The 5194-nt window shown below is 60.3% G+C and carries 6 protein-coding genes and 1 tRNA gene; all 7 read right to left on the bottom strand.

From position 1 onward, the window contains the following. On the bottom strand, positions 1-1026 hold a 1026-nt coding region (locus SDD30_RS16955), incomplete at its 3' end, for an amidase domain-containing protein (RefSeq protein WP_434076113.1). Between the two features lie 256 nt (positions 1027-1282). Next, positions 1283-1367 (bottom strand) — tRNA-Leu (locus SDD30_RS16950). Between the two features lie 58 nt (positions 1368-1425). After that, on the bottom strand, positions 1426-2466 hold the full coding sequence (locus tag SDD30_RS16945) for a nicotinate phosphoribosyltransferase (RefSeq protein ID WP_434076112.1): 1041 nt from the start codon (positions 2464-2466) through the stop codon (positions 1426-1428). Positions 2467-2544: 78 nt separating this feature from the next. Further along, complete coding sequence (locus SDD30_RS16940; RefSeq protein WP_434076111.1) at positions 2545-3096, bottom strand: lytic transglycosylase domain-containing protein; 552 nt, start codon at positions 3094-3096, stop codon at positions 2545-2547. Then, the gene (coaE, locus tag SDD30_RS16935) at positions 3084-3863 is read right to left on the bottom strand and encodes a dephospho-CoA kinase (protein WP_434076110.1); all 780 of its coding nucleotides are present in this window, start codon (positions 3861-3863) and stop codon (positions 3084-3086) included. The genes SDD30_RS16940 and coaE overlap by 13 nt, the downstream gene beginning before the upstream one ends. Before the next feature lie 11 nt (positions 3864-3874). After that, the gene (gene ytaF / locus SDD30_RS16930) at positions 3875-4498 is read right to left on the bottom strand and encodes a sporulation membrane protein YtaF (protein WP_434076109.1); all 624 of its coding nucleotides are present in this window, start codon (positions 4496-4498) and stop codon (positions 3875-3877) included. A 97-nt stretch (positions 4499-4595) separates the two neighbouring features. Continuing rightward, positions 4596-5096, bottom strand: coding sequence for a zinc finger domain-containing protein (locus SDD30_RS16925; protein WP_434076108.1), 501 nt, complete (start codon positions 5094-5096; stop codon positions 4596-4598). Positions 5097-5194: the final 98 nt, after the last annotated feature.

Genomic DNA, 5194 nt, shown 5'->3' with positions numbered 1-5194 from the left:
GGCATCCCGGCCGGCAACTACGGAGATATGGCTTACCTCACCGTTTTCTTCATAACCGATAATATCCCCCGGCTGCAGGGCGTTGACGACCCCATAAGGGTAAGTAGCCGTAGCCCGGGTTACCTCTTGAAAATTACCCCGGGCCAGGCGCACCGCCAGGCCGCTGTCCAGGAGGTAATAGACCAGACCGGTAGCCTGGGCCCAGGCCTGGCTGCCCTCACCGTTGTGATAATTCCACACCCAGTCCCGGGGTATGCCCCCGGCTTTTTTGTCACTTAAAACCTGGGAAGCAAAATTGGCGCAATCACCGCCCAGACCGGTTAAGTCCCGATAGTCCTGGTTATAGCGGCCGTCCCCGGGACCCAGGCGTACGCCGCTATACCGGTCGGCATAGGCCACCGCCGCTTGGCGACGGTATTTACCTTGGAATAGCGGTGGCGGCACCTTGCAGACAGCCGTGCCGGGGGCGATTGTAGGTTTCAGGTCGTCGGTCTCAAAGGGGTCCCAGTACCAGTCGCGGGTGACCAGCCAGCGATCGTTCTTCTTGACCAGTTCCACCCAGTGGATGGTACGGAATCCCATCTGGTTTACTGCTTTTGACACTTCCCCCTGGTGCCGGTAACTGAGGATTAGATGTTGGGATACCGAGGCCCAGCCCTTATCCCCTTCGCTACCGGTGTCGACAACGGCCAGGTCCAGGTGACTGCCAGTCAGGGTTAGCTGGCGTTTTTGCAACCACTCCTGGACGTATTTAATGCGGCCGATTTCATGGTTCAGGGCAAACCGGCCGCTGGTCGTCGTAGTATCATAAAAGACCTCCAGGCCCTGATAATTACCACCGGTTAGGGCCCTGGCCCGGGCCGTGAAGGTGGATTTCAGGTATTCCTGTAACTCCCCGGAGACAGGAGGCGCCATTGCCGGTAGTTCCTTTGACCAGAGTAGAAAAAAGGTCATGCCAGCCAGGAAGATGGCCCCTGGAACTACTAGTCCTATCCACCGCCAGCGTAAAAATAAAACCCGGCCCACCCTCATCCCCCGCTTTCAACCTCTTTTCTTTAATGTATATTCAGCGGGAGATAAAGAAAAACCCCCGGCCGGGGGATATAGAATAAGATTAACATAAAGGCTGTACCTTGCGCCATAAAATAATAAACCTCCCTCCCGCTGAAGTATTTTAATAAGCAGGCTAGAGGAGGTTTAGTACCATTAGACGTGCGCTGTTCGTCAGCGGCGATACGTCCTGTTTATTTTCAGGGTTTAGGAACCTAGTAAAACCTAACTTTGGTGCGGCGAGGGGGACTTGAACCCCCACGGGATAACCCATACGCCCCTCAAACGTACGCGTCTGCCGGTTCCGCCACCGCCGCATTTAGCAAAAATAATTATAAACTCTCCTACCACTTCTGTCAAGGCTTTTAGGCGGGCCTATTTCAGCTGTACCAGCCGGGGGTTGGGAAGGGTCCCCGGCAGGCGGCCGCGCTTGGCGACCGGACGGCCGTCGACCTCCTTTAGATCCATAGTCATGTCAATAGGGGCGGCGCCGGAGATATAGCTGCCCACACCGAAGGCGTCGGCCCCGGCTTCGATAAGGGTGCGGATGCGTTCCGGCGTCAGGCCGCCGGAGACGAAGATGCCCACCTGGTGGTAGCCGGCTTTATCCAGGCGGTAGCGCACTTCCCGGACCAGCTCCGGGGTCACACCGCCGCGCTCACTGGGGGTATCCAGGCGTACGCCAGCCAGGGTCGGGCCCAGGGCTGCGGCTACCCGCAGGGCTTCTTCGGCTTCATCTTTAAAGGTATCAATGAGGATAGTCCGCTTGGCATCGGGAGGCATGAGGCGGTCGTAAGCCAGGGCTCCTTCCACTGTATCGCCGATGATGAGGAAAACAGCATGGGGGACCGTGCCCTGGGGCTCCCGGCCGGCCAGTTTAGCGGCCAGGATGCAGCTCGCCCCGTCGGCGCCGCCGACAATGGCCGCCCGCTCCATGACCGGGGCCACCGCCGGGTGCACATGGCGGGCACCGAAGCAGACGAAGGGATGGTCACCGGCCGCTTCCTTGATCTCCCGGGCCGCCGTGGCCCAGCCGCTGGAACTGGCCAGCATCCCCAGCAGGGTGGTCTCAAAGAGGCCAAACTCGCTGTAAGGACCCTGGAGGCGCAGGACCACCTCTTTCGGCGCAAAGGGGCTCCCCTCGGGCAGGCCGTAGATGGTTACTTGCCGGTCTTGTAGCAAGGCCAGAACCTCATTGATGCCGCAGATAATCCCCGGCCGGCGGGGAAAGACCTCGGCTGTGACTATAGTATTTACCTTGCCCAATTCCTTCAGGATCGCGTAGGTGCGGACGAAATAAACGTCGGTAGTCGCCCCGGAAGCAATCTCTTCATGCTGCGCGGAATAAAAACGCCGGTCCGGTTCGACCTGCAGCCGCCGTACCTGCTCCAGGGAGGTAATGACCTCGGTCCCCATTGTATCCACTCCTCGACACCAGAATTCATTTTACCAAAGGTTTCCCTATATTATTCGGCCTCCGGGGGCGATTCCCTGCTAGCGAACGTCAGGATATAAAAAACGATAGATGCGGTAATCCTGCCGCACCCGGCGCACAAACTCCCTGGTCTCCGGAAAGGGCACCTGGTGCAAGTTGGCGTAGCTCCCGTCCCAGACGCCGCCGTCCAGCCACTCGTGGACGTGGCCGCGGCCGCCGTTGTAGGCGGCCAGGGCCGGGTTGACGTCGCCGAATTCCTCCAGGAGGCGGGCCAGGTACCAGCTGCCCAGGCGCAGGTTATAATCCGGGTCATAAAGCCTGCCCGGTGTAAAGGGTAAACCGAGGTGGCCCGCCGCCAACCGGGCGGTATCCGGCATAAGCTGCATCAAGCCCATGGCACCTTGGGTCGATTGGGCCCGGGGGTAGAATTTGCTTTCCACCCGGGCTACAGCGGCCACCAACAGGGGGTCGAGGCCCTCCCGGTGGGCATAGGTGACGATACTATCCCGGTAGGGTAGGGGATAAAAGAACCGCCCGGCCCGGGGTAGAAGAAAGGTAAGGAGGGCCAGCAATATGAGTAACCATAGCAAACGACGCCCTACTTTTCCCACGGGACACCTCCAGGTACTTGGTTGCTACCGTCCAGATGGCCCTTGCCGGCCTGGAGGCCGGTTGCGCTCCCTGTTACCCCTCCAACTGTATGGTTCTTATCCGGGTAGACGTGATCCTGCTGGCCGGGAGCGTCACCGGTTACTGTTCCTTGAATCCGGTTGTTTCCCAGGCGGCGCTGCAGCTCCTGCCAGGCTGCCTGGACGGCCGCCCGGGTGGCCGCCAGGTCGCCGCCGGTTGGTATTACCCTGTTAGCCCGGCGCAGCCGGGCTCCCTCTTCCCCTTGAGCCTTAAGACGGCTCTCCGCCTCCAGTAGGGAGAGGTTGTCCCTGGCTATCAGCCGTTTTAACCGCACCGGTGCCGGGGCGGTAAGCGCCCAGACGGCGTCCATCATTTTTTCCATACTGGCCTCGAACAACAGGGGCGCTTCGATGACTACCACCGCCCCCGGGTCGTTCCGGCGTACTTCTGCCAGGAGTTCCTCCACCCGTTTCCGGATGCGGGGATGGGTAATGGCGTTTAAGAGTTCCCTGGCTGTGGGGTCGTTAAAGATAATTCGGGCCAGGGCCGGCCTGTCCAGCTGCCCGTCAGGCCGGAGGACCAGGGGCCCAAAGGCGGCTACGATTTCCCGGTAGGCGGGCCGGCCGGGGGCCACTACCTCCCTGGCTACCTGGTCGGTATCAATTATGACCGCCCCCAGCTCCTTTAAAATGCCGGCCACAGTACTCTTACCGCAGGCGATACCGCCGGTTAGACCAATAATAAACATCAGCGCCACTCCTATAATCGCCAGAAGCCGATGGCGATTAGAATCAAGCCCGGGAGGGCCGCTCCCCGCCAGCCCAGGCTATCCAGTTGCCAGTGCCCGCCCAGGAATAGGCCTAGCCGCACCAGGAGGAGCTGGCACAGACCAATGGCCAGGGGGGCCAGGGAGATGGAAAAACCGGCGGCCGCAGCACCCATACCTATGCCCAGGGAGTCCAGGGCCAGAGCTATCCCCAAGGTCAGGGCCTCCCGGCTGCTGATGCTCCCGGACAGGTCCAGATCGGCCCGGGCCGGTTCCCTTAAGATTTGAATAACCAGGCCTAACCGGGGGAGACGCAGGCGCAATAGGGTCTGCTCCTGCCCATTATTAGTTTTCCTTTTCAGGTAAGCCTCCATAATAATAACCGTGCCCAGGATTAATAATATACCTGCCCCCAGGCGCCCGGCAAGGACGGGATTAAAAATCCTGGCCAGCAGGTGCCCGGCGACCATGGATAGGAAACTTGCTCCTACAGAGATCAGGGAGATTACGGCCAGGGAAAGCCAGGGCAGGCGTATTCTTCTGAGACCATAAGAAAGCCCTACCCCCAGGCCATCCAGGCTGGCAGCCAGGGCCAGGAGTATCGTTGCCAGAAACATGGCAGCTTATCCCACCTTTACCCCACGTTTCTCTAACAATATACGCGGTGTGGTGGTATTCGTGCCTGTCAGGTTCTGGCGGGACTTCCTGGCTATTTTAAACCTGGCAGCGGGGGCAAAAGTGGGTGCTGCGACCGCCGAGACGTACCCGTTCCAGGGGCTGCCCGCAGCGGGGGCAGGGCTGGCTGGTCCGGCCGTAAACCTGGAGGTGGTCCTGGTTGCTGCCTTGATGGCCGCTGCCGTCGACGTAATCCCTGATGGAGGTGCCGTGGTTGGCGATCCCCTGTTCCAGGACAGCGCGGATGGCCCCGTGCAGGCGGGCTGCTTCCTCGGGATTCAAGGAGGCTGCCGGCCGCCGGGGGTCCAGGCCGGCGGCGAAGAGGGCCTCATCGGTGTAAATATTACCCAGCCCGGCTACCAGGTGCTGGTCCAGGAGGACCTGCTTCAGGGGCCGGCGCCGGCCGGCGAAAATAGCTGTCAGGATCGCGGCGTCAAAGGTCGGGTCCAGGGGTTCCGGCCCCAGATCACGCAAACAAGGCAGCTTTTTTAGCTCTGCTTCTCCGGCCAGATAGAGGCGGCCGAAGCGGCGGGTATCCACCCAGCGCAGGGTAGCGCCGCCGTAAGCGTAAAATAACCCCCACCTAGCAACTTAGGTGGGGGTAAAAACAAGCTTTAATTATTCACCCGGCAATCAGG

The sequence above is a fragment of the Moorella naiadis (nom. illeg.) genome (assembly GCF_051020825.1).
Classification (GTDB): Bacteria; Bacillota; DSM-521; order Neomoorellales; family Neomoorellaceae; genus Neomoorella; species Neomoorella naiadis.
This window is presented reverse-complemented; position numbering and strand designations above follow the sequence as displayed.